The sequence below is a fragment of the Actinacidiphila sp. bgisy167 genome (assembly GCF_965342175.1).
Lineage (GTDB): Bacteria > Actinomycetota > Actinomycetes > Streptomycetales > Streptomycetaceae > Actinacidiphila.
Map to the genome: position 1 here is coordinate 1 of NZ_CBDRBL010000100.1, position 21,566 is coordinate 21,566.

The window sequence follows — 21,566 nt, forward strand, 5'->3', positions numbered from 1 at the left end:
GGATGGGGGGTTGACCCCCCCCTGTCCCCCCCCCGCGTCGCCGTGCACTGCCCGGCACCGCCGAGCACCGACCAGCACAGACCGAAGACCGATCGATCGTGGAGGGAGTCGTTGTGCGCCGCATCCTGAGCGCATGGGACAAGAAGCTGTTCCGGAGGGTTGCCGATCGTCCCTGGCCGGCCGCCGAGCCGGTGCTGCCGCGGCTCAGCAAGGCCGCCGACCACGGGCTGCTGTGGTTCGGGGTCGCGGCCGGCATGGCGGCCGTCGGCGGTCGCACCGGCCGACGTGCCGCGCTGCGCGGCGCGGGGTCGCTGGCGGTGGCGTCGGCGGTGGTCAACACCCTCGGCAAGGGCGCGGTGCGCCGCAGCCGGCCCGTCCTGGACGGCGTGCCCGTGATGCGTCGGCTCTCGCGGCAGCCCGGCACCACGTCCTTCCCGTCCGGCCACGCCGCGTCAGCCGCCGCGTTCGCCGCGGGCGTCGCCCTGGAGTCACCCCGCTGGGGGGCCGCGGTGCTGCCGGTCGCCTGGTCGGTGGCGTTCTCGCGGATCTACACGGGTGTGCACTATCCCAGCGACGTCGCCGCCGGATTGACCCTCGGCGCGGGGGCGGCCCTCGCGGCCCGAAGCCTCGTGCCGACCGCGCGGCAGTTGGAGATGGCCCCGACTCCCCGGGCCGACGCCCCCGCGCTGCCGGACGGCCGCGGGCTCTACGCGGTCGTCAACGAGGTGTCCGGACCCCCGCCGCTGCTCGGCCCGCCCGCCGAACGGCTGCGCGCCGCGCTGCCCGAGGCCGTGGTCGAGGTCTGTTCGGAGGACGACGACCTCGCCGAGATGCTGGAGAAGGCCGCCCAGCAGGCCGCGCAGTCCGGCGGCGCGCTCGGCATCCACGGCGGGGACGGCAGCGTCAGCCTCGCCGCGTCGGTCGCCCTGCGGCACGGCGTGCCCCTGCTCGTCTCCCCCGGCGGCTCGTACAACCACTTCGCGCTCGACCTGTCGATCCGGAGCATCGACGACGCCGCGCGGGCGGTCCAGGAGGGCACCGCCATCGCCGTCGACGTCGCCCGCGTCACCCCGACCGGCGACGCCGCGGGCGAGAAGGCCGAGTCGGCCGAATCGACGGTCTTCCTCAACACCTTCAGCATCGGCGTCTACCCCGACCTGGTCCACTACCGTGAACGCTGGTCGCGGCGCGTGGGCAACTGGCCCGCCGGGGTGCTGGCCGCGCTGCACGTACTGCGCACCTCCGCCCCGACCGACCTCGTGATCAACGGGCAGCGGCACTCGGTCTGGATGCTCTTCGCCGGCAACGGCGCCTACCGCAGCGTCGGGCCGGCGCCGGTGCGCCGCCGCGCCCTGTCCGACGGGCAGCTCGACGTGCGCATCGTCCCCGGCCGCCCCTACGCCCGCGCCCGCCTGCTCGCCGCGGCACTCACGGGCTCCAGCACGGCCCTGCTGCGGCGGCTGCGGATCAGCGGCGTCGAGCAGGGAACCCGCCTGGCCTTCGACGGCGAGGTGGCGCCCGCGCCACGCGACCTGGTGATCGACAAGGCCAACGAGGCCCTGACCGTCTACCGACCGATCTGACCGTGCCGACCGCTCTGACCCCATGGAGCGACGCGGGCCGCGCTCCTCAGGGAGCGCGGCCCGCGCGGGGGACGGAAGGGCTGGGTCAGCCCGACAGGCCCGCCAGCGCCCGGACGCCCTCGCCCCTGATGGTGAGCGTGTCCGGCGACCCCGCGTCTATCGCGAGGGTGAGGTCGTCCGACGGCCAGCCGTTGCTCAGCGCCGCCAGCGGCAGGACGCGGTAGCCCCGGGCGTTCGGCAGGGCGTGCGCCAGGCGCACCTCCGAGGTGAAGACCGGGACGAGCTTCGTCCCGTCCTCCTGCTCGAAGACGGGCAGGCTGATCATCTCCTGCTCCTCCCCGTCCGCGCCGGCCGCCGGCTCCTCCGGCGGGCCCGGCACCGGCAGCAGGATGTCGCTGGCGGCCAGGGTGGTGAGCGCGGCGGCGTTGTCGCCGCCGGTGGCGATCTCGTGCAGGGCACGCTGCGCCGGGGGCTGCGCACCGTTCGGAGTGGTGAAGTCGGTCATGGCCGTTCCCTTCCGTTGCTTGCGTGCGGGGTGGCTCGGGGACTGCGCGTACCCAGCGGGGAAACGGTCATGCGCGCTATGCGGGGTCACCCGTACTCGGTACCGCCCTTGCGGGTGAGATAGGCGTCGCTGACCGCCTTCAGGACGGCGCGTCCGCCGAGCTCGGGGCTGCGGCGGTCCGGGGCCGCCCGGACCACGACGCCTTCGCGCAGATGCAGACCTCGGCCGGAGACGGTCTCGGAACCCCGCGCGAGCTCCAGGACGGCGTCCAGGTCGAACGGGCCCTCGTACAGCGTCGGCACCAGCGGCACGCTCCCGGGCGGGAGCACCGCGGCCGGGTCGAGCCACCGCACGGCCCCGCCGACGTCGACGGCGATGTCGAAGACCGCGAAGCCGGGCGTGTCGCCGCGCGCGTCGGCGCCGTAGCCGAGGTCCTGGACACCCGCGCCGTAGACCTCGCCGAAGACGGCCACCCGGTCGGCGCCGAGCCGGTCGGCGAGGGCCGCCGCGACGTCGGGCAGGCGGTGGCTGCGGACGGCGCGCCAGTAGAGGTTGCCGTCGGACTCCTTCAGGGCGATGCGCTGGGCGCCCAGCCCCTTGGAGGTGACCAGCACACGTCCAGAGCCGGCAAGGTAGGTCAGGCAGCACGCCGTGCCATGGAGCTTCTCGGTGACGGCGACCGGCTCACCCGGGGCGAAGACGCCGGGGTGGCGTTTGATGTTCTCGATGTCGATCCAGGGCAGCAGCTCCGGCGCGGACTCCACGTCGCCGCTCATCGCCACCGGGACCGGCGGCACCCACTTGGTGATGCCGAGGAGCCCGGCGAAGTCGGTGCCTTCCTCGGCGGCCCTCGCAAGGTCCGTGCCGTCCAGCGCGGCCGGGCGGCAGACGATGCCCTGGGACAGCTCGCCGCGCAGGCGGACCGCCTTGACGCGGTCGGCCGCGGAGCCGGCGAGCCGTCCGGTCAGGCCGAGTTCGGCGATGAGCGCGGGGGGCAGCACGGACTGCTCGGGGATGTAGAGCGCGAAGTCGCCGGTCCGGTAGACGCCCTTGGCCACGACCGCGCGGTAGAGGCCCACCTGGGCGAGTTCCAGCGCGTCCGCGTTCGGGTGGACATGGACGGTGAGCCTTTCGGCCGTGACACGCAGCGTCGACATCGGGTTCCCCCTCGTGGTCGTCCTTGGTGCGCACTACTGTGCGGGGGGCCGCGCGCCGCGGACGAACGGTTTTCCGCGCTTCGGCGACGCGAAGTCGTGGGCGGCCTGGCCCGGTTCGTGTCGGGCGCGCGTGTGGCTGGTGCGACGAGGCGGGTGCCGGGTGACCGCGGTACAGCGGTGTCGGAGCACCGGTAGACGGGAACGTTCCCGTGGTGAGGACTGCGGACGCGTACCCCCGCGTACAGGAGGCCGGCTCCCCCGGGGAGCCACCCGGCCCGGAAGGGCGGGGCGGGCGGTCGCGTCGCCCCCGCGCGGCCCAGGCTGCGGACGACGGTCGACGGCCCGTGGGCCCGAGGTGCGGCGCGGACGGCCGTCCCCCCGAACCGGGCACGGCGGCGCCGATCCGCACGAAGTGAACGTCGTTCAGTCTTTCTCTTGCCGTCGCACGGTTCCGGGAGGATGTGCCGATCATGCTGTCCCCACTGGGGAGCCCGCCGAACGGCACGCCCTCGCGCGCGCCGCGGGTTCCGCGTCCCGCCCCCGTCGAACGCGCGCACAGCCGGCGGCTGGGAGAGCTCGCCGCCCGTCCGGAGCGGGAGGCGGAGTTCTGGGCGGCCGTGGCGGCCGAGGGGACACCGCTGGTGGAGCGGCTGGAGGGCGACCCCGGGCACTGCGCGGTGACCTTCCTCTGGCGCGGAACCGCCCGGACGCGCGCCGTACTGGCCCTGCCCAACCAGGTGCTCGACCCCGACGACCTGGCGGGCAATCTGATGTCGCGGATACCGGGAACCCAGGTGTGGCACTGGACGATACGGATGCGCGCCGACTGGCGTGCCACGTACGCGCTGTGCGTGGACGAGGGCGACGGCGCCGTCGCGTCGCCCACCGGGACCGCCGGGCCCGCCGAGGCCACCGCGATCACCGCGCCCACGCAGACGTATCTGCGCCGGCTGCGCCGCCATCCGCGGCGCGATCCGCTCAACACGCAGGTCTTCCCCACCCGCTGGGGTGTCGAGCCGCTCTCGGTGGTAGCCCTCCCCGAGGCCCCGGTTCCACGGGGCGCGTGGCGGGACCGCCCCGGACCACCGGTGGGCGAGGTCTCCGTCCACACCCTGCGCAGCGCCCACCTGCGCAACTGGCGCCGTGTCTGGTGCTACGCACCGGCCGGCCACGAGGACCCGGCGGGGTTGCCCGTGGTGGTGCTGCTCGACGGGGACGTGTGGCAGCAGCATCTCGACGTCTCCGCGCTGCTCGACGGGCTCGTGGCGTCCGGCGCGCTGCCGCCGCTGCTCGCGCTGATGCCGGACGCCCTGGACAGCGGCACCCGGCGCCGGGAACTCAGCTGCGACGAACGCCTCGTGGACTTCCTGACCGGGGAACTCCTGCCCTGGGCGGCCCGCCGGTGGCCGGCGGGCGGGGACCCTGCACGCACGGTCGTCGCGGGCCAGGGCCTCGGCGGACTGGCCTCGGCGTACGCCGCCTTGCGGCGGCCCGAGTCCTTCGGGAACGTGCTCGCGCAGTCCGGCGCCTTCTGGTGGCCGGCCCGGCACAACGGCCAGGCGACGCCCGGGGAGTGGCTCACCGGGCGCGTGGCGGCGCTCGGGCGCAGACCGGTCCGCTTCCATTTGTCGGCGGGCCTGCAGGAGTGGGGACTGAAGGCCGCGGTTTACCGCTTCCGGGACGCCTTGCGGGCCCAGGGCTACGAGGTGGCCCACCACGAGTACAACGGCGGCCACGACTACCTGTGCTGGCGCGAGGACCTCATCCACGGGCTCGTCTCCCTGCTGCGCGGCCCCTTCCCCGGTTCCGTCCCCGCGGCCGCCGCCCCGCTTCTCGCCGAGGCGGCGGCCGGGGAGAAAAACGCTTGCCCGGCGGGGACGGGGCGTCCAGACTGCCCGGATGCTGATTCGGCGTGAGACCCCCGACGACGTCCCGGCGGTACAGGCGCTCACCGGGGAGGCGTTCGCGGCCGCGGGCCTTCCCGTCCCCGTCGAGGTCGCGCTGCTGGCCGAGCTGCGTCAGAGCGACGCGTGGCTGCCGGAGCTGTCGCTGGCCGCCGTGGACGCCGACGGAGGACGCGTCGTCGGACATGTCGTCTGCACGCGGGCGCACGTCGGCGGCACGCCTGTGCTCGGTCTGGGCCCGCTGAGCGTGGCGCCCGCCCACCAGCGCAGGGGGGTCGGCCTGGCGCTGGTGCACACCGTCCTGGGCGCCGCCGACGCCCTCGGGGAGCCGCTGGTCGGGCTGCTGGGCAGCCCGGACTACTACGGCCGCTACGGCTTCCGGGCGAGCACGGACTACCGGATCACCCCGCCCGACCCGGCCTGGGGGCCGTAGTTCCAGGTCCGCCCGCTGTCCGCGTACGCCTCGTCGGTGAACGGGACGTTCCGCTATGCGGGGCCCTTCGACCGCGTCTGAACGCACCCGGCGGGCGGTGGCGCCGAGCGATGGACCCGGGCGGTGGCGTCCGGCGGTGGCGCCGTCCACGCGACCGTGCCGTCCACACCACAGGGCTGGTCTTCGGTCCACGGCGTCTGCCTCCGGCGGCGTCCGCACTCCTCAGCATCGCCGACCCCGCCTTCACCGCGCGGTGTCCGCACGAAGGGCGCCGACCGTCGCGCCCAGCCGACCTGCGGATAGCGCGCAGTCCCAGGTGCGGACGACTGCGGATGGCCCGCAGTCCTGCCCGGGCGACGGTGGTCGGGCGATAGCCGATTTTTACGGTGGGTATGAAGGGCCTCGGCAACGACGCTCGGAGACTCCCTAATCGAGTCCGGGACCCAGGGACTCCAGTCCCGGACCGGAGGACATCGTGATCGAAGCATTCTGCACAGACAAACAACCGCCGGACAAGAGGTGCGAGTACTGGAAGGACGCCGTCCGCAAGGCGTTCACCCGGCTGGAGATCCGCACCCAGGGAGTGACCGAGCTGCACGGGGCGATACGCCGGGCATGCGTCTCCGGCGTCCAGGTCGGTTTCCTCGAGGCGAGTCCGCAGCAGATGGCACGTACCGCGCCGCTGATCGCGGACGACGAGGACGGTTCACTGCTCGTGAGCCTGCAGCGCATCGGCGGCAGTGTCGCGGTGCAGGACGGCCGCGAGACACGGGTGGGCGCCGGTGAACTCGTCATCCTCGACAGCCGCAGGCCGTACGTCCTCGGCTTCACCGGCCCGGTCCGGCAGCATGTCGCCACGGTGCCGCGGGAGATGGTGGACCTCCCTGACTCGCTCCTGCGCCTGGCCACCGGCCGGACCTACTCTCCCGCCGAGGGGATCAGCGGTGTCCTCGCCTCGTATGTGAACAGCCTCGTCACCGTGACGGACCACTGCATCCGCGAGCAGGACGCGAACCGGTTCCTGCGCCAGGGCATGGTCGACGTGCTGACCGCCCTGGTATCCCTGGAGGGCACCGCCGGGGAGCAGACCGCGGTGGAGCACGCCCTGCTGCAGCGCGTGCGCACGTACATCCGCGCCCACCTGGACGATCCCGCCCTGTCCCCGGCGACGGTAGCGGCCGCGCACCACATCTCCGTCCGCTACCTCTACCAGCTCTTCCAGGAGGAGCCCATGACCATGGGCCGGTGGATCCAGCGGCTCAGGCTGGAGGCCTGCCGCAGGGACCTCGTCCGGCCGGAACTGGAGCAGCAGACCGTGGCGGCCATCGCGCACCGGTGGGGCTTCGCCAGCCACGCCCACTTCAGCCGCAGCTTCCGGGCGGTCTACGGCCTCTCCCCCGCCGAATGGCGGCAGCGCAGCGTCGTGCAGGCCCCACCCCTGGAGGCAGCCGCCGTTCCCCGCCCGGCCCGGTGAGGGTGCTTGGACGGGGGTTCACGCGGCACCGCCATACCGCGAACGCCCGAACGCACGCCGCGCCCCGTGGCGTACGGGAGCACTGAGACGCAGGAGGCGCCAGTGACACAACTCTACTGAAAAAGTCCTAATTTGTTATGATTTGACCTCGCGATGTGTGGCCGCGGTGCGTAAACTGGAGGTGGCCTACGGGGCGAGCGAGGGAGTCCGGCAGCACCGGATACGGAACGGGAGCGGCAGCTTCCACCGGAGCCGGGTTCAACGGCCGGGCTGAGAGGCTCGAAGGTCCGGGAAGAGGTTGAGAGACCGGAGAGCGACCCCTAGCACCTGATCCGGACCATGCCGGCGAAGGGAGTCCCACCTCGTAGGTCGTCATTCGTCCGGTGAGCCCGCGCAACGAGCGCGGGCTCGTGTGTGTGCTCCCATGCAATGCCCTCGGCGTGCGGCGCCGCTCCGCACGCCACCTGGACGTACGCTGCCGCTCCGCACGTCAGCCGGCCGTCGCGACCCCCTCCACCGTGAGGGTGCCCGCGTCCGCGTCCAGTACGGCCGGGACCCCGAGCGGCACGGCCAGGCTGGTCTCGCAGTGGCCGAAGCCCAGCTCCTCGACGATCGGGACGCCGACTCCGCCCAGCCGGTCCGCGAGCACCGCCCGCACCTGCTCGTAGGGGCCGCAGTCGCGCCACGAGCCGAGGGCGATGCCCGCCACCCCGTCGAGCCAGCCGGCCCTCAGCAGCTGCGTGAGCATCCGGTCGATCCGGTAGGGCTCCTCGCCGACGTCCTCCAGCAGCAGGATGCCGCCCGGAACCCCCGGCCGCCCGTCCGGTGTGCCGAGACCGGAGGCGAGCAGCACCAGGCAGCCGCCGACGGTGACTCCGCGCGCCCTGCCAGGCACGAGGGCACGGGCGGTCGGCGCGCCGAGGACCCGCGTCCGCTCGGGCTCGAAGAGGGTGTCCCGCAGCTGTGCGCGCGTGGGCTCGTCCTTGAGGAAGCCGTGCGCCGCGATCATCGTGCCGTGCAGGGTGGCCAGTCCCAGCCGGACCGCGAACGCCTCGTGCAGCGCGGTGATGTCGCTGAAACCGAGGAGCGTCTTGGGCCCGGCCGCCCGCAGCGCGTCCCAGTCCAGGAGGTCCGTCATGCGCTGGGCGCCGTATCCGCCGCGGGCGCAGAACACGGCGGCCACCGACGGATCGCACCACGCGTCCTGGAAGTCGCGGGCGCGGGCCTCGTCCTCACCGGCCAGGTAGTCGAACGTGCGGTGGCGGTCCAGGACATGCGGCGCCACCACCGGGTCGAGATCCCAGCCGCGCAGGATGTCGAGCCCCGCGTCGAGCCGCTCCCGGGGCACGGGACCGCTGGGGGCGACGACGGCGACCCGGTCGCCGGGGACGAGACGGCGGGGGCGGATGAGCGGGACGAGCGGTGTCACGTGCTGAGCTCCAGACGTGGGACGGCGGGCGGGGTGAAACCGAAGACACGCCCATAGAGGGAGAGTTCGGCCTCGATGCAGGTGACGATCGTGTCCTCGCGGCGGAATCCGTGGCCCTCGCCCTTGAAGGTGAGGTAGGCGTGGGGGACGCCGCGGCCGTGGACGCGCTCGAGGAAGCGCTCGCACTGCACGGGCCGGCAGATCACGTCCTCCAGCCCCTGCAGCAGCAGGAAGGGCGCGGTGAGCCGGTCCGCCCGGGTGACCGGCGAGCGGTCGCGGTAGCGCTCGGGCACCTCGGCGTAGGGACCGATGAGCGAGTCGAGGTAGCGGGACTCGAAGTCATGGGTCTCGCCGTCCCGGGCCCAGCCGGTGAGGTCGAGCAGCGGGTACATGATCACGCCGCAGGCGTAGACGTCGGTGCCCGTGAGGGAGGCCGCGCTCGTCCAGCCGCCGGCGCTGCCGCCGCGGATCGCGAGACGCCGTCCGTCGGCCGTGCCCTCCTCCGCCAGTGCCCGCGCGACGGCGGCGCAGTCCTCGACGTCGACGACACCCCACTGCTCGCGCAGCCGCTCGCGGTAGGCGCGTCCGTAACCGGTGGAGCCGCCGTGATTGACCTGGACGACCCCGATCCCCCGCGAGGTGAAGTAGGCGATCTCCAGATCGAGTACGAGGGGTGCCCGGCTCGTGGGGCCTCCGTGCACCCAGACGACGTACGGCGGCAGCTCCCCCTCGGGCGCCGCGTGGTACGGGTTCGCCGGCGGGTAGAGCTGAGCGTGGATCTGCCGCCCGCCCGGGCCGGCGAAGGTGCGCTCCACAGGCGCGGGCAGGAATTCCGGGGGCACGATGTCACGGTGGGCGGCGCCGATGACACGCGTGCGGCCCGTGCAGGTGTCGAGTTCCAGGACCTCGAAGGAGCTGCGGGGCGAGGCGGCCACGCCGACCACCCGGGTGTCGCTGGTGGACAGCGCCGCGGTCCACTCGCTCCAGGGACCCGGCACGTCGACCAGCTCTCCGGACGCCGGGTCGAATATCCCCAGCCTCTGGGCCCCCACGCCGTGCAGCACCGCCAGCGTCCCGGAGGCGAGCGGGGCGAACCAGCGCGCCCCCATGTGCCAGCCGGGCCCGGCGAACTCCTCCTGCGCCGGCCGCAGATTGACCGCCTCGCCGGTGGCCGGGTCGACACGGTGCAGGTTCCACCAGCCGTCGCGGTCGGTGGCGGCGATCAGTGCGCCGTCGGGCGTCCACTCCGCCTGGGCGACGGATTCGGCGGGGCCGCCGAGGATCGTGCGGGCGGCGCCGAAGGTGCCGTCCGGGCCGACGGCCGCGTGCTGGAGCTCCGTGCCGTCCCATGGCATCCGGGGGTGGTCCCAGGCGATCCACACCACCTGCCGGCCGTCCGGTGACAGGCGCGGCGCGGTCACGAAATCGTGGGCGTCATCGGAGAGTTCGCGCACGGCGGCACGGTCCTCGGCAGCAGAGCCGTCGAGCGGGACGGCGGCGGCCACCCGTCGTACGTCGCTCGGCCCCTCCCCGGTGAACTCCTCCAGCACGCACCACACTTCGCCCAGTTCCGGATGGATCCAGGGATCCGCCCAGCGCAGTCCGCCGCCGACCGGGGAGTGCGGGGTCAGCGGCCGCGGCACGGCGCCGGGGAGGTCGGGTTCGTACGCGTAGAGCCGCTGGTCCGGGAAGTGGGAGAAGACGATCAGCGGTCCCCGGCCGGGGCGGGCCGTGCCCGTCCAGGCCCTGCCGCCGTACTCGATGACCCGGGTACGGACGTTCCACGGCTCGGGCAGAGGGCTGCCGATCGTGCCGTCGGCGAGGCGGCTCACGAGGGCGCGGCGGCCGCCCTCGGCCGGGCGCGGCTCCGTCCACCACACCTCTTCGCCGACGAACGCGGGGAACTCGGGGCGTCCTTCGTGGGAGGCGACGGTGCGGGCGTCGACCGGCGACTCCCAGGCGCCGTAGGGGGCGATGATCGGGGCGTGCGTCATCGGGGAACTCCAGAGGTCGTGTCCTGCCGGCACAGCATGAACCGGTCGAGTACGTGGACGCCGAAGTGCAGCCCCTCCACCGGGACCCGCTCGTCGACGCCGTGGTACATCCCCGCGTAGTCGTAGCCCTCGGGCAGTTTCAGCGGGGAGAAGCCGTACCCCTTGATGCCGAGTCGGGAGAACTGCTTGGCGTCGGTGCCGCCGCCCATCACATAGGGCACGACGTGGGCATCGGGGTCGAAGTGGATCAGTGCCTCCCTCATCGCGGCGTAGACCGGCGTGTCGAGGGGTGCCTCCAGCGGGATCTCACGGTGGTGGAACTCCCATGCCACGTCAGGGCCGGTGAGTTCGTCCATGGTGGCCGCGAACTCCACGTCGCCGCCCGGCAGGACTCGTCCGTCGACGTAGGCGACCGCGGTACCGGGGATGACGTTCACCTTGTAACCGGCCTCGAGCACGGTCGGATTGGCACTGTTGCGGATCACCGGCTCCACCAGGGCGGCGGCGCTGCCCAGTTTGGTGAGCAGGGTGTCCACGTCGCCGAAGTCGGGCTCGACCTCGTGCAGCGCGGCCAGTTCGGTCAGTGCCGCCCGCACGGTGGGGATGATCCGCACCGGCCAACGGTGCTCGCCGATATGGGAGACGGCCGCGGCGAGCCGCGTCACGGCGTTGGTGTGGTTCACCTTGGAGCCGTGCCCCGCCCTGCCCTGCGCCGTGAGCTTCACCCAGGCGGTGCCGCGCTCCCCCGCGCCCACCGGGTACAGCCGCAGCCCGGGCCCGGCGTGGAAGGTGAAGCCCCCGGACTCGCTGATGCCCTCGGTGCAGTCGCGGAAGAGTTCCGCGTGCCGCTCGACGAGGTACGTCGCCCCGTAGGTGGCACTGTCCTCCTCGTCGGCCGTCAGCGCGAGCACGATGTCCCGCTCGGGGCGCACTCCCCTGCGGGCCCAGGAGCGCACGGTGGCGAGCACCATCGCCACCGTGCCCTTCATGTCGACCGCGCCGCGTCCCCAGACCACCCCGTCCCGGACCTCACCGGAGAAGGGGTGCACGCTCCACTCCTCGGCCCGGGCGGGCACGACGTCCAGGTGGCCGTGGACCAGAAGCGCGCCCTGCCTCTGCCCGTTCGCCGCGCGCGGGGCGCCCGCGATCCGCGCCACGACGTTGGCACGGCCCGGCGCCGCCTCCAGGACGCGGGCCGGGATCCCGGCCTCCTCGAGCAGCCCCGCGGCGTACTCCGCCGCGGGACGCTCGTTGCCGTCCCCGCCGCCGCGGTTGGTGGTGTCGATCCGGATCAGCTCCGAGGTGAAGCGCACCGCCTCGTCCAGTGCCCGGGGGTCAGCCATACTGCTCCTCCACAGCTGCCGAGACGAGAGTGGTCACGGCCTTGTAGCAGCGGATCCCCTCGTACATGGTCGGTGAGGTGTAGGAGACGCGGCGCTCGTCCGTGCGCTCAACGCCGGGGACGATCGCTGCGGCTCCCGCCAGGTGCGCCGCGTCGAACTCGATCTCGATCGTGAACGGCCCGCCCCGTTCGGGCTCGTGGCGCACGGCGAGCGACGCAGCGTCCCTCGCGGCCGCGCGGATGTCCGCCGCCGTGCGGGCCGGCGGCCGGCACACGGCCGCGTACCGCGACACGTACTCCTTGACGGCGACCGTGCGCGCCGCCGGCGCGTAGTCCCCGGCGTCGAGACCTGTCCGGTCGTCCCCCGTGACCAGCACGACGGGCACCCCGTACTCGGCGGCCACCAGCGCGTTCAGCCGGCCCTCGCTGGCCGGCGGGCCGCCGTTGACCCACACGCCGGTGATCGAGTTGGGGAGGTAGGTGTGGGCGAGCACGCCTTCCGTGCCCGCGCCCGTGTGGAAGCCCACGAAGGCGACGCCGTCCACGTCGCCGTGCTGCACCCCTTCGACGATGGACAGGTCCTTGTGCCGACCGATGACGATCCGGGCCCGCTCGTCCAGCTCCTCCAGCAGCAGGTTCCGCATCGACCAGTGGGCCTCGTTGACCAGGACGTCGTCGGCGCCGCCGTCGAAGAAGCCGGCGATCGCGGCGTTGACATCGGAGGTGAGCAGACGCCGGAACCGCTGCCAGCCCTCCGTGCCGGGCAGGACGTCACCGGGCCAGGTCACCCCGGTGGCGCCCTCCATGTCCGCGCTGATCAGGATCTTCATGCCATGGAACGTTACGCAAGGTCACCGCCCCGCGCCAGGCCCACGCCGCGCCTGTGGAAAACTTCGGCGCGCGGACCGGTGGCAGTCGCCGGCACCCCGTGCCACCAGCCGTTTTCCGTGCGGCCTGCGGGCGCGGGCGCCGCGCGGGGACCCCCGCGCGCGCGGCCGGGCCGTGGATGCGCCCGGAGCGTGCGCGGGCGCTTCCGCGGCTGGGAGGCCTTCGGCGACCGTCAGTCCTCGTGGCCGAGGTGCACGTCCCGCTCGGTGCGCTCGCCGCCGCTGAGCCGCAGCACGGTCGCCACCGGCGGGTATCCCGAGGCCACCACGGTGTACTCGCCCGCCGCCAGGTCGACGAAGCGGAAGACCCCGTCGGTGCCGGTCGTGACGGTGTCCAGAACGTTGCCCGCCGCGTCCAGCAGGGTGACCCGGGCGTCCTCCACGGGGCTGCCGCCCGGGCCGCGCACGATGCCGCGCAGCAGCGCGCCGCCCGCGAGTTCGACGTCCTGCCGGGTCTCCCGGGCCGCGTGCACCGACACGGGGAGGGCTGCGGGCCGGTAGGCCGGGGCGTTGGCGGCCAGCGTGTACTCCCCGGCGACGAGGTCGCTCAGGACGTAGTCGCCGTCCCGCCCGGTCCGGGTGGTGGCCACCACGTCGCCGCGGGAATCGGTGAGGGTGACGGTGGCCTCCCGCACGGCCGTGCCGTCGGCGGTGCGCACCGAACCCGCGAGCCTCCCGGCGCCGCCGAGCACCACGTCGACCTCCACCGGGCGGTCCCCGACGGTCACGCTGACGGCCTGCGGCTGATGGCCCCCGGCGGCGGCGATCAGCACATAGCTGCCGCTGCCGGGGGTGCTCAGCGCGTAGCGCCCGTCCTCGCCGGTGGCGCCGCGTCCGATCTGGCGTCCTGTCACATCGATGAGGGTGAGCGCCGCCCGGCCGACGGTGCTGCCGTCGGCGTGCTGGACGGTGCCGCACACCGGGACGCCGACGGTCTCGGCCTTGCGGGCGGTGGGGACGTGCTGGGTCACCAGGGGTTTCTCCTTGAGCAGGAAGGCGAGCAGGAAGCCGAGGGCGAGCACCGGCACCAGGTACAGGAAGATGCGCGGCATGGCCTCGGCGTATGCCTGCACATAGGCGTCGCGCAGCGGTGCCGGCATCGCGTGCACCATGTGCGGGGTGATCGACTGGGGGTCCGGCAGGTCGACGCCTTGCGGCAGCCGGTCGGCGAGGCCGTCGGCGAGCCGGTTGGCGAACAGGGTGCCGAAGACGGCGGCCCCGACCGAGCCCCCGATCTGCCGGAAGTAGTTGTTGGCGCTCGTGGCGGTACCGAGGTCGGCCGGCCGCACCGAATTCTGCACGGCGAGGATCAGCACGGGCAGGACGAGGCCGATGCCCAGCCCCAGGACGCCCATGTACACGCTGTACTCGACGCGCGGGGTGTCGCTCTCCAACAGCGACAGCAGCCACATCCCCACCACCGAGAGCGCCCCGCCGGCCAGCGGGTACACCCGGTACCGCCCGGTGCGGCTGATCATCTGGCCGGAGACCACGGAGGCCAGGACGACACCGAGCATCATGGGCAGCATGAGCAGCCCGGACTCGGTCGCGCTGACGCCGTTCACCATCTGCAGGAAGGTCGGCAGATAGCTGGCGGCGCCGAAGAGGCCGACTCCGACGACCGCTCCGATGAGGGCCGAGACGGTGAAGACGCCGTCCCGGAAGAGCCGCAGCGGGATGACCGGTTCGGCGGCGTACCGTTCCACCACGACGAACAGCACCGCGCAGACGAGGGTCGCCACACCGAGGCCGACGATCACGTCCGAGCTCCAGGCGTAGGTCGTGCCGCCCCAACTCGTCAGCAGCACCACGCAGGTGGAGCCGGCGGCCAGCAGCAGCGCGCCCAGCACGTCCAGCCGGGGACGCGCGGCCGGACGCGGCAGTTTCAGCACGACGGCGATGACAGCCAGGGTCACGAGCCCGAAGGGCACGTTGATGTAGAAGCACCAGCGCCACGAGGCGTGGTCGGTGAAGAAGCCGCCCAGCAGCGGACCCGCCACGGAGGCCAGACCGAAGGCCGCGCCGATCAGGCCCATGTAGCGGCCGCGCTCCCGGGGCGGGACGATGTCCGCGATGATCGCCTGGACGCCGATCATCAGCCCTCCGCCGCCGATGCCCTGGACGGCGCGGAAGGCGATCAGTTCGTCCATCGAGCGGGACCAGCCCGCGAGGGCGGATCCGGCGACGAAGACGACGATGGCGAACTGGAAGACACTCTTGCGCCCGAAGAGGTCGCTGAGCTTGCCGTAGAGCGGCAGCCCGACGGTGGAGGCGAGCAGGTAGGCGGTCACGGCCCAGGACATCTTGTCCAGCCCGTGCAGCTCGCCGACGATCTTGGGCAGCGCGGTGGCCACGATCATCTGGTCGAGGGCGGCCAGCAGCAGCGTCAGCATGAGGCCGAGGAAGACCAGCCGCACCCTGCGGGGGCTCAGTCCGGCTCCTGGCACCGCGTCCTGCGCGTGCTCCTGCGGTACGGCCGCCGGCTGTTCCTCGGGAGCCGTACCGGTGCCCAGTGCGTCCGCGAGGGGGCCGAACTCCTCGGACAGGGTCGTTCCGGTGGTGCCGCCCATCTGCGTACCGCTCCCCTCGTCGCGCCTGCCCTGCGACAACGATCGGGGGCGCTGGGGATGCGCCGGAGTGCGGCAGATCCACCCTTTCAAGTGACGTGCCCACCGGCGTGCGCCCGGCGGGCGGCACCCGGGCACGTAGGCCGCGGCGAGGGAGACGGCCGGACCCCACCCGGCTCCGGCCGTCTCCTTGGCGCCGCCGCTACGTCCGGGCCTCCTACTTCTCGGTCTCCGCCGCGAGCCGTGCGAGCACCGCATCGTGGATGCGGTTCAGGCCCTTGGGGGCGAAGGTGCGCTCGAAGAAGCCGCCGATGCCGCCGGCGCCGGTCCATGTGCTGGTGACGACCGCCCTGGCGCGGCCCTCGCCGGCCGGGGTGACCGTCCAGGTGGTGACCATGGAGGAGTTGCGGTCCTTCTCGACCAGCTGCCCCGGGGTCGGCTCCGTCACCTCCAGCAGGCAGTCCCGGACGCGCTTCTCGGTCGCCTGCAGCCTCCAGTGCACGACGGTGCCCGCGCCGCTGCCGCCCTCGCGCACCTCGTACTCGCTGTACTGCTCGGGAAGCAGCCGCTGCCGGGTGCCCGTGTAGTCGGCGAGCGCCGCGAAGACGCCCTCCGGGCTCGCCGCGATCTCGCGCTGCGTGGTGGCCTCGACCTGTGCCATTCGCCGTCCTCCGTCGTTCCGTGTGCCGTCGCCCGACAAGCCAATCACCACGGCCGCGCGCCCGCGAAATCGGGCGGCCCGGCGGTGCCCGGCATCCTTGCGACGACGCGCTGAGGTCCCGCCGCGACGCGGCCGTAAATCGGATGCCCGGCGCGACGCGGCACGTTATCGTCGCCCCCATGAACGTCACCGGCCACAGCACCACCGCGACCGCGCGAGCGACCAGCTCGCCGGTTGCCGCCGTCTGACGTACCTCCCTTTCTCACCACCGGCGACCGGGCACGGCCCGCCGGTGGTTTCGCGGCTTCCACCCCGATTCCGGTCCTCGCGCGGCCTGTTGCCAGGCGCCTCCGCGCGAAGGAGCCATCCTCCATGGACACCGAAGAGATCGCCCGCACGTTCGTCTCGTACTACGAGGAACGCGGCCACCGCCGCATCATTGGATCGACCCTGCTGCCGCCGCCCGGTGACCCGGTGTTGTTCACGACCTCGGGAATGCATCCGCTCACCCCCTACTTGGAGGGGCGCACGCATCCCCTCGGCAGCCGGTTGGTCAATGTGCAGCGCTGCCTGCGCACCACGGATCTCGATGAGGTCGGCGACCCCACCCACCTGACGGTCTTCGACATGCTCGGCACCTGGTCGCTCGGCGACTACGACGGCCCGCAGAGCCTCGACTGGGGGTACGGACTGCTCACCGAGGGCTTCGGCGTCGACCCGGGCCTGCTGCACGTCACAGTGTTCGGCGGCGACGACCGCACCGGGCCGGACACCGAGTCCCTGGAGCTGTGGGGGAAGCACGGCGTGCCGGTCGAGCTCACGGTCGAGGACAACTGGTGGTCCAACGGGCCGACCGGCCCGTGCGGCCCCGACTCGGAGATCTTCCTGTGGACCGGCGACACCCCGCCGAGGTCGACGCCCACCCGCGACGACCGCTGGGTGGAGGTCTGGAACCACGTAATGATGCGCCACCGCAGACTCGAGGACGGCTCCCTCGTGCCGCTGCCCCGGCGCAATGTCGACACCGGGCTCGGTCTGGAGCGGCTGGCCTCGCTGCTGCAGGGCCGGACGTCGGTCTTCGAGTGCGACGTCTTCGCCCCCTGGCGCCGTCTCGTACCGCCCCTGTGGCTGCTGGACGAACCGTCGACGCGCCTGGTCTGCGACCACCTGCGCTCGACCGTGGTGGTGATCGGGGACGGGGTGCGCCCGTCCAACACCGGCCGCGGCTACGTACTGCGCCGGCTGGTGCGGCGGGTCCTCACCGCCTTGTGGCGGGACGACCCGTCCCGCAGCCTCGGCGACCTGCCGGATGAGCTGATCCGGCACACCCTGGACCGCTTCCGCCTGAGCGTGGACCCGGACGAGCCGCGCCGGGTGCTGCTGGAGGAGGAGCGCCGGTTCCGGCGGCTCCTGGAGCGCGGACGCCAGGTGCTGGCCCGTCCCCGGTTCCAGGGCCGCCCGCTGGACGAGGAGGACTTCCTCTACCTCCACGACACCCACGGCCTGCCGCGCGACCTCGTCGTGAGCCTGCGGTCGCGGTGACGGCCGCCGGGGCCCCGTGTGACGCGGGGCCCCGGTGCCCACGGTGGCACCGTGGTCCCGGGATCTCCGAGCCCCCCTCGACGCTTTTCGCTCAGATGTTCTATTCTCGGGAGGAGGCAACAAAGGAGGCGGCATGAGGTGGGACAACCTGAGCCGCGACACGGCGGCGACCACACCCGCGCTCTTCGGCGTGGACGCCGTGACACGAACGTTCGACACCCCCGGGTTCCGCGGCATCACCTTCCACGAGGTGCGCGCCCGCACGATCGTCAACCGCGTGCCGGGAGCGTCCCGGATGCCGTTCGAGTGGACGGTCAATCCCTACCGAGGCTGCAGCCACGCCTGCGTGTACTGCTTCGCACGCAAGACGCACACCTACCTTGACCTCGACAGCGGCCTGGACTTCGACTCCCAGATCATCGTGAAGGTCAACGCCCCCGAACTGCTCCGCCGCGAGCTCGCCTCGCCCCGCTGGCGCGGCGAGCACATCGCCATGGGCACCAACGTCGACTGCTACCAGCGCGCGGAGGGCCGGTACCGGCTCATGCCGGGCATCCTGACGGCGCTGCGCGACCACGCCAATCCCTTCTCCGTCCTCACCAAGGGGTCGCTGATCCTGCGCGACCTGGACCTCCTGGTGCAGGCCTCCGAGGTCACCGACGTGTCGGCCGCGGTCTCCGTAGGCTTCGTCGACCGGGACCTGTGGCGCGCCGTGGAGCCGGGCACACCGTCGCCGCAGAAGCGGCTGGAGGTCTGCCGCACCCTCAACGAACACGGGATCCCCTCGGGCGTCCTGATGGCGCCGGTGCTGCCGTATCTCAGCGACTCCCCGGAGCAGTTGCGCGAGACCGTCCGCGCGATCGCCGGGACGGGCGCCACGTCCGTCACCCCGCTCGTACTTCATCTGCGCCCCGGGGCGCGGGAGTGGTTCATGGCCTGGCTCTCGGTGCACCACCCGCGGCTGGTCTCCCGCTACAGGGCGCTCTACGCGGAGGGCGCCTACGCGCCCACCTGGTACCAGCGGCGCATCACCCGCCAAGTGCACGAATTCGCCACGGAGTTCGGGATCGGACCCAGCCGCCCCGGTGCCGCGCGCCGGATCTCCGCATCCGAACACGACGATCCCGGGGCGCCGCACTCCGTCGCAGCCGACGCGGCCCCGCCGACGCAGCTGACCCTGCTCTGATCTCACAGGAAGCGGTTGCCCCGTCAGGCACCGTCACGCACTAGCGTCACTGCCATGACGACAGTGAGGATGATGGCCCGCGACGACATCGACGCCGTGGCCGCGGTCCGTGTTCGGGGCTGGCAGGCGGCGTACGCGGAGATCGTGCCGCGTTCGTACCTCGACGCGATGGACGCCGTGGCGGACGCGGAACGCCGCAGGGAGTGGTTCGACGCGGGCGGCAGCCGGGTGGACAACCTGGTCGCCGCCGATGGCGACGAGGTGACCGGCTGGGCCGCGCTCGGCCCGTACCGCGGCGAGCCGGACGACGCCGAGGTCGGCGAGCTGTACGCCATATACGTGCGCCCCGACAGGATCGGGCGCGGCCATGGCCGCGCGCTGATGGCCGCCGTTCGCGCCCGCGCCGTCGAGCGCGGCTTCCGCAGCCTGCGCCTGTGGGTGCTCGCGGACAACGCGCCGGCGCTGCGCTTCTACGAGCGGTCGGGGTTCGCACCGGACGGCGCCGACCAGATCGAGACCTATGACCGGGTCCCCCTCAAGGAGCTGCGGTACGCGACGGATCTGGCCTGAAAACCCCTGCGAGGCGGACACGACGCGTTCCCCGCGCCCGCGCAGCCGCGCGACGTCCGTCTCGCCCCGCTCGTACGGACTCGCACCCTTTTGCCGTGCGCCGTGCCGAGTGACCGGCGCCACCGGTGCGCCCGCGCCATGGTCTCCCCTCTCCCCCTCTGCGCTCACCTCAACGGCGCTCATATGCGGGTGCCACGCATCACATGGGCGGAAGGGCTGGCGTCGAGGTTACTCGCCGGTTACGCTTTAACCAACGCACGCAGCGGCCTGGTGACGCAGCCGCCCTGTGCGGCCGTCGTCGGTTCGGCACCATCGCGGCGCAGCCCCGGGACAGGGCTCGCCGGATCTCCCGCGGGGACGCGCGCACAGGCGTACGGATCCCGCGGCTCCTCGACTCTCCCGCTCCGCGTCGGCGCGGCAAGGCGCACGGCGCGGACCCTCAGCATTCGGAGTTCCGCGATGGACCGTCCACGTCCCTTCCCCACCGTCGCCGTCATCGGTCTCGGCACCATGGGCACCGGCATAGCCGAGGTCGTCGCCCGGGCCGGCCACGAGGTGATCGGCATCGAGATCGACGACGCGGCCGCGCAACGCGCCGTCGCCGCCCTGGAGGCCTCCACCGCGCGTGCCGTGGGGCGCGAGCGGATCACGGAATCCGAGCGCGGTGGCGTCCTGGCCCGTTTCCGCACCTTCTCCGACCTGCAGGCGGCGGCCGACGCCGATCTGGTGATCGAGGTCGTCACCGAGCACTTCGAGATCAAGCGCGAGATCCTCACGGCGCTCGACGCCCTGGTGAAGCCTGACGCGATTCTCGCGACCGGCACCAACGCGCTGTCGGTGACCCGGCTGGCCTCGCACACCGCTCGCCCCGACCGCGTCCTCGGCCTTCACTTCTTCGCCCCCGCTCCGGCCATGAAGCTGGTCGAGGTGGTGTCCACCGTGCTGACCTCCCCCGAGGTCACAGAAGCGGTCACCGATCTGGTCCGCTCGTTCGGCAAAGTGCCGGTGGCGGTCGGCGACCGCCCGGGCTTCATCGCCGACGGACTGCTCTTCGGCTATCTCAACCAGGCCGCGGCCATGTACGAGGCGCGCTACGCCACCCGCGAGGACATCGACGCGGCCATGCGGCTGGGCTGCGGGCTGCCCATGGGCCCGCTCGCCCTGCTGGACCTGATCGGCATCGACACCGCGCAGACCGTCCTGGAGGCGATGTACCAGGCCTCGCGCGACCGGCTGCACGCCCCCGCGCCCATCCTGAAGCAGCTCACGGCCGCGGGGCTGAGGGGCCGCAAGGCCGGACGCGGTTTCTACACCTACGGGGCCCCCGGCAGCGCGACGGTCGTCCCGGACGCCGAGACGCCGGCCGCGGCCGACCGGGCGGCCGGCGCGCGTGACGTGCGCGCCGTGCGCCGTGTAGGCGTCGCGGGATCGGGCACGATGGCCACCGGCATCGCCGAGGTCTTCGCCAAGGCCGGGTTCGGGGTCGTGCTGGCCGCACGCGGCCAGGAGAAGGCCGACAGGGCGGTCGCGGCGCTCGCCACGTCCCTTGACCGATCCGTCGCCAAGGGCCGGCTCAGCCAGGAGCAGCGGGACGCCGCCCTGGACCGGGTGACCGCGGCGGGCTCGCTGGACTCCTTCGCGGACGTGGACCTGGCCGTCGAGGCCGTCGCCGAGGACCTGCCCGTCAAGCAGCAGCTCTTCACGACCCTGGACAAGGTCTGCAAGCCGGACGCGGTCCTGGCCACGACGACCTCCTCGCTGCCCGTGGTCGCCATCGCGACGGCCACGTCGCGTCCGCAGGACGTCGTCGGCATGCACTTCTTCAACCCGGCGCCCGCCATGAAGCTGGTCGAGGTCGTCAGCACCGTGCTGACCGGCAAGGACGTGCACGCCACCGTCCACGAGGTCTGCCGCCGGATCGGGAAGCACGCCGTGGACTGCGGCGACCGGGCCGGCTTCATCGTCAACGCCCTGCTGTTCCCGTACCTCAACAACGCCGTGAAGATGGTTCAGGAGCACTACGCGACGGTCGAGGACGTCGACGCCGCCATGAAGCTCGGCGGCGGCTACCCCATGGGGCCCTTCGAACTGCTCGACGTCGTCGGGCTGGACGTCTCGCTCGCGATCGAGAAGGTGCTGCACAAGGAGTTCCGCGACCCGGGCCTGGCGCCGGCGCCGCTGCTCGAGCACCTCGTGTCCGCGGGCTGCCTCGGCCGCAAGACGGGCCGCGGCTTCCGCGAGTATGCCCGCCGCTGAGGCGGCGGACGACCGGGACGACCGGGGCGGTTCCGGCGGCTGGGGCGGCCTCCTGAGGCCGCCCCCACGCACCGGG

The 21,566-nt window shown here is 73.1% G+C and carries 16 protein-coding genes; 8 read left to right on the forward strand and 8 right to left on the reverse strand.

The window, feature by feature from the left end; genetic code table 11:
* Positions 1-113: 113 nt before the first annotated feature.
* A complete protein-coding gene (locus ACRWND_RS27200) occupies positions 114-1,583 on the forward strand; it encodes a phosphatase PAP2 family protein (RefSeq protein WP_431953928.1) in 1,470 nt (489 codons plus the stop codon).
* Positions 1,584-1,668: 85 nt separating this feature from the next.
* On the opposite strand, the gene ACRWND_RS27205 is transcribed toward ACRWND_RS27200, so the two are convergent.
* Together ACRWND_RS27205 and ACRWND_RS27210 are read right to left on the reverse strand one after the other, a co-directional pair.
* Complete coding sequence (locus ACRWND_RS27205; RefSeq protein WP_431953930.1) at positions 1,669-2,088, reverse strand: SseB family protein; 420 nt, start codon at positions 2,086-2,088, stop codon at positions 1,669-1,671.
* Between the two features lie 86 nt (positions 2,089-2,174).
* A complete protein-coding gene (locus ACRWND_RS27210) occupies positions 2,175-3,245 on the reverse strand; it encodes an RNA ligase (ATP) (protein WP_431953932.1) in 1,071 nt (356 codons plus the stop codon).
* Positions 3,246-3,715: 470 nt separating this feature from the next.
* On the opposite strand from ACRWND_RS27210, the gene fes reads away from it, so the two are divergent.
* The 3 genes from fes (at position 3,716) to ACRWND_RS27225 (ending at position 7,056) form a co-directional block, all read left to right on the forward strand.
* Positions 3,716-5,161, forward strand: coding sequence for an enterochelin esterase (gene fes, locus ACRWND_RS27215; protein WP_431953934.1), 1,446 nt, complete (start codon positions 3,716-3,718; stop codon positions 5,159-5,161).
* Positions 5,145-5,582 carry a GNAT family N-acetyltransferase gene (locus ACRWND_RS27220; RefSeq protein ID WP_431953936.1) on the forward strand — a complete coding sequence of 146 codons (438 nt, stop codon included), beginning with the start codon at positions 5,145-5,147 and terminating at the stop codon, positions 5,580-5,582. The genes fes and ACRWND_RS27220 overlap by 17 nt, the downstream gene beginning before the upstream one ends.
* A gap of 475 nt (positions 5,583-6,057) precedes the next feature.
* Positions 6,058-7,056, forward strand: a complete 999-nt coding sequence (locus ACRWND_RS27225) for a helix-turn-helix domain-containing protein (protein WP_431953938.1) — start codon at positions 6,058-6,060, stop codon at positions 7,054-7,056.
* 490 nt (positions 7,057-7,546) lie between these two features.
* On the opposite strand, the gene ACRWND_RS27230 is transcribed toward ACRWND_RS27225, so the two are convergent.
* From ACRWND_RS27230 to ACRWND_RS27255, 6 genes are all read right to left on the reverse strand, one after another.
* Complete coding sequence (locus ACRWND_RS27230; RefSeq protein WP_431953940.1) at positions 7,547-8,485, reverse strand: S66 peptidase family protein; 939 nt, start codon at positions 8,483-8,485, stop codon at positions 7,547-7,549.
* Positions 8,482-10,479 (reverse strand): prolyl oligopeptidase family serine peptidase, encoded by a 1,998-nt coding sequence (locus tag ACRWND_RS27235; RefSeq protein WP_431953942.1) that lies wholly within the window; start codon positions 10,477-10,479, stop codon positions 8,482-8,484. Before ACRWND_RS27235 ends, ACRWND_RS27230 begins: the two co-directional genes overlap by 4 nt.
* Complete coding sequence (locus ACRWND_RS27240; protein WP_431953944.1) at positions 10,476-11,822, reverse strand: M20/M25/M40 family metallo-hydrolase; 1,347 nt, start codon at positions 11,820-11,822, stop codon at positions 10,476-10,478. Before ACRWND_RS27240 ends, ACRWND_RS27235 begins: the two co-directional genes overlap by 4 nt.
* Complete coding sequence (locus ACRWND_RS27245; protein WP_431953946.1) at positions 11,815-12,651, reverse strand: M55 family metallopeptidase; 837 nt, start codon at positions 12,649-12,651, stop codon at positions 11,815-11,817. Before ACRWND_RS27245 ends, ACRWND_RS27240 begins: the two co-directional genes overlap by 8 nt.
* Positions 12,652-12,881: 230 nt before the next feature.
* Positions 12,882-15,278 (reverse strand): MFS transporter, encoded by a 2,397-nt coding sequence (locus tag ACRWND_RS27250; protein ID WP_431953947.1) that lies wholly within the window; start codon positions 15,276-15,278, stop codon positions 12,882-12,884.
* 214 nt (positions 15,279-15,492) lie between these two features.
* Entirely contained in the window at positions 15,493-15,936 is a 444-nt protein-coding gene (locus ACRWND_RS27255) for an SRPBCC family protein (protein WP_431953949.1), read from the reverse strand.
* A 372-nt stretch (positions 15,937-16,308) separates the two neighbouring features.
* On the opposite strand from ACRWND_RS27255, the gene ACRWND_RS27260 reads away from it, so the two are divergent.
* From ACRWND_RS27260 to ACRWND_RS27275, 4 genes are all read left to right on the forward strand, one after another.
* Positions 16,309-17,478 carry an alanine--tRNA ligase-related protein gene (locus ACRWND_RS27260; protein ID WP_431953951.1) on the forward strand — a complete coding sequence of 390 codons (1,170 nt, stop codon included), beginning with the start codon at positions 16,309-16,311 and terminating at the stop codon, positions 17,476-17,478.
* A 133-nt stretch (positions 17,479-17,611) separates the two neighbouring features.
* A complete protein-coding gene (locus ACRWND_RS27265) occupies positions 17,612-18,664 on the forward strand; it encodes an Rv2578c family radical SAM protein (protein WP_431953953.1) in 1,053 nt (350 codons plus the stop codon).
* Positions 18,665-18,718: 54 nt separating this feature from the next.
* Positions 18,719-19,234, forward strand: a complete 516-nt coding sequence (locus ACRWND_RS27270) for an N-acetyltransferase family protein (protein WP_431953955.1) — start codon at positions 18,719-18,721, stop codon at positions 19,232-19,234.
* A gap of 459 nt (positions 19,235-19,693) precedes the next feature.
* Positions 19,694-21,490, forward strand: a complete 1,797-nt coding sequence (locus tag ACRWND_RS27275; protein WP_431953957.1) for a 3-hydroxyacyl-CoA dehydrogenase family protein — start codon at positions 19,694-19,696, stop codon at positions 21,488-21,490.
* The last annotated feature ends 76 nt before the right edge of the window (positions 21,491-21,566 follow it).